The organism is Paenisporosarcina sp. P4_D4, assembly GCF_056401835.1.
Genome location: NZ_JBFUIO010000184.1, coordinates 1 through 3,085, shown reverse-complemented (window position 1 = coordinate 3,085; position 3,085 = coordinate 1). Strand labels below are relative to the sequence as shown.

The following is a 3,085-nucleotide window of genomic DNA, read 5'->3' as shown; positions in this document are numbered from 1 at the left end:
GGAGAACATATTGACTCAAAAATAACCCGATGGGACGACAGTCATCGCCAATGGCCACTACCACATTTACCATGGATGTTGAAGCAGACTTGGAACGACCTTTTGTTTGCCCACTATCCTATTAAACTTGAGGTGTTACGAAGACTAGTACCCGATGTGCTAGCGATAGACTCTTTTAATGAAATGGGCTGGATAGGTGTAGTTCCATTTCATATGACTGGCATACGATTACGAGGCTTGCCGCCTCTGCCTGGTACTAATCGCTTTCCTGAGCTCAACGTCCGAACGTATGTAACGATTGATGGTAAGCCAGGCATTTACTTTTTTAGTCTGGATGCTACCAATTTGCTTGCAATAAAGACGGCTAAAACATTTTACCACTTACCATATTTATATGCTGATATTGTGGTGAAGCATAATGGACCTACCGTTGAATATGAAAGCAGGAGACTAAGTGACGATAATTCAAAATTGCTCTGTAGCTATTGGCCAATTTCTGAACCGTTTCACACAGCTAAAGGCACTTTTGATGAATGGATGTCCGAGCGCTATTGTTTATATACACTGAACAAAAGGGGAGTACCCTTACGATGTGATATTTTGCATCAACCATGGATGCTTYAGCACGCAGAAGCAGAAATAAGTCATAACACGATGTTATCCAGCCAGGGAATTCAAGTTGAAAGTGCTCAGCCTATCTTGCATTTCTCAAAAAAAATAGAGGTCCGCATGTGGACTTTAGTACATGCAATTGAGTAATCGATATGATGCTTAGGCACAATTTATATTCGAATTTGGGATCTTTTTTATGTTTAATTTAGATTTTGTACCAGATAACTGAGCGGGTTAGTGGAAGGGCTATTATTTTTGGTCACTCGGAGTAAAAAACAAAGAAGATAGCCACCCACTGAGCTATATGTAACACACTATATCATTAAAAGAAAAAACACCATCTCATAAGAGATAGTGTTTTTTGGAAGAACTCTTCGTTCCTTAAGAGTTCTCGAGGGTTTGGCACCCAATAAATCTGACTGTTTTGAAAACAAAACATTAACTTCAAACTAACAATCCAAATTATTGGAAGCCAAAACTACAATATGTTAGTGAACTTAAAGTTCACGACTGTTATCATAATAGAACATAATGCAATACAAAACAATGATTATTTTTACTCATAATATTTTAATCAAAACGTAGCCTATTAAAACCTCAACCTTCAAAAGAAAAACGATAGCCATTTCGTAATTTAACAGAGCCAAATAAAAAAACCGGTTAGTATACCTAACCAGTTTTACATCACGCCTGAGTTATTTGAAAGTGACCTTCTAGTTTTATTTACTACTTCTCCATTATATTCAAGCCATTTTTCTTTTTCTCGCTCTACTGCTCGATTTTGCCATTCAAACCAAACAAACGTACATTCACTACAATGATTGTCTACACCACTATTATTGTTCATATCTCTACGTGTAAATAAGGTCCTCTTAAGACAGTTGTAGCAATAAATTATTTTATCATCACTTTTTATTATCATAATTATCTTTCCCTCCAATTATACAATATTTATTGTCTATTAATTGGATACTTATACTTTAATTAAATAATTTTACTAAATAAATAGGACTGTTATTAATTATTAGATGTAGTAGTTATTCATATGCACGGTATTAACGCAAATAATTCACCATGAAACGCCAAAAAAACTTGATGTATAAGGGTTTTTGGGCTGGAAAGAAGGATTAACGCAAAAACGAAGGAATAAATGAAGATAAGGGTTGTTTTCGATCGAGTTGAACCTGAATATAAGGGTTTTGCAGAAACGGATGAAATATATTTTATGAAATCAGCGAGAGTAATCGGTGAAGTCATTGGGAATTTAAATCAATATATTGGCGACCAGTTTGTTAAATATAAAGTGAGACATTTAATAATGAATGGAGTCTTTGAAATAGAAGGTATTCCAAAAGCAATGAGGTTTTACAGTGTGAAACTCGGTTAATCTTCTTAAACTAACGGATGCTTTAGTCAAGTAGAGCAACGTCATTTAAGACGTTGCTACATTTACATTTAAAAGTACTTCTGATAATACTCTTTCCTTAACCTCCCGCTTAATTGAGCGTATATCCTTGTGGTTTCACTTTTCTCATGCCCCATAAGACTTTGTATGACTTCAATAGGAGCTCCATTATTCAACAAATGAGTTGCGTAGCTGTGTCTAAGTTGGTGCGGATGAATCTCTTTATTAATTTCAGCACGATTGGAGATCCGCTTGATGATGTAACGCATCTGAGCGACACTCATTTTATGTGGCTGTCTTGCTGTTACAAAGATGGCAGGATTATTGTCATTACGACTTTCAATATACCGTTTAAGCCATATGTCACAACGTATATTAAAATAAACTTCCCTCTCCTTATCACCTTTTCCTCTAACAATCGCGGATCGATTGGACCAATTAATATGGTTCTTTTCTAACGCAACTATTTCGCCAATTCGACAACCGGTAGAAAACATGAATTCGAACATCGCTCTTTCCATTGGGGTATGACAGGATTCACGAAGGTGTTCGATCTCCCGTTCGGTTAAATACTTGGGTATTCGCTTACCTACTTTAGGTTCTTTAATTTTCGCAGCCGGATTCTTTCGTATGTTCCCTTCTTCATGGGACCAACGGAATAACGATTTTAGAAATCGAATTCTATGTGCAAGACTGGCTGGTTTTAAATGCTTCCCTGAAATCGCAAGGTATTCTTTCAATTGATTTGTTTCAAGAGTAGTTATTTCAACATCCTTAAAATAATCAATAAGTAATGATAATTGGAGCCGATAAGCCTTTAATGTCTGTGRAGAAAAGCCTTCRATCCTTTTATCAGATTCAAATGCTTCCCATGCTTTTGACAGTAGYAATTTTGTTCCCCCTCAAAAAAGTATCGTTAAAGGAAATATTGCCAWTTCTATCGAAATTAAGACATATTGATAGTTTAMTAACGGACAGGTTAGTTGAAGAGTTAGGTATGCAAAGCGTTAGGCTTTCAAAAGATGAATGGGAATGGAGGGTTAATGTGTATTTGCTTTGTATTTGCTT

General features: G+C 35.9%; 4 protein-coding genes. 2 read left to right on the top strand and 2 right to left on the bottom strand.

Annotated features, from left to right (window positions below):
• Window positions 1–759, top strand: a 759-nt coding sequence (locus AC1DSL_RS16700; RefSeq protein ID WP_477533063.1) for a YqjF family protein, incomplete at its 5' end; no start/stop codon positions are given.
• Window positions 760–1,291: 532 nt separating this feature from the next.
• Here AC1DSL_RS16700 and AC1DSL_RS16695 read toward each other — a convergent pair.
• The gene (locus AC1DSL_RS16695) at window positions 1,292–1,534 is read right to left on the bottom strand and encodes a hypothetical protein (RefSeq protein ID WP_016427934.1); all 243 of its coding nucleotides are present in this window, start codon (window positions 1,532–1,534) and stop codon (window positions 1,292–1,294) included.
• 228 nt (window positions 1,535–1,762) lie between these two features.
• Here AC1DSL_RS16695 and AC1DSL_RS16690 point away from each other — a divergent pair, with 228 nt between their 5' ends.
• On the top strand, window positions 1,763–1,999 hold the full coding sequence (locus AC1DSL_RS16690; RefSeq protein WP_477533062.1) for a DUF3658 domain-containing protein: 237 nt from the start codon (window positions 1,763–1,765) through the stop codon (window positions 1,997–1,999).
• A 68-nt stretch (window positions 2,000–2,067) separates the two neighbouring features.
• Here the strand turns inward: AC1DSL_RS16690 and xerA are convergent, their stop codons facing one another.
• The gene (gene xerA, locus AC1DSL_RS16685) at window positions 2,068–2,901 is read right to left on the bottom strand and encodes a site-specific tyrosine recombinase/integron integrase (RefSeq protein ID WP_477533064.1); all 834 of its coding nucleotides are present in this window, start codon (window positions 2,899–2,901) and stop codon (window positions 2,068–2,070) included.
• Between the last annotated feature and the right edge of the window lie 184 nt (window positions 2,902–3,085).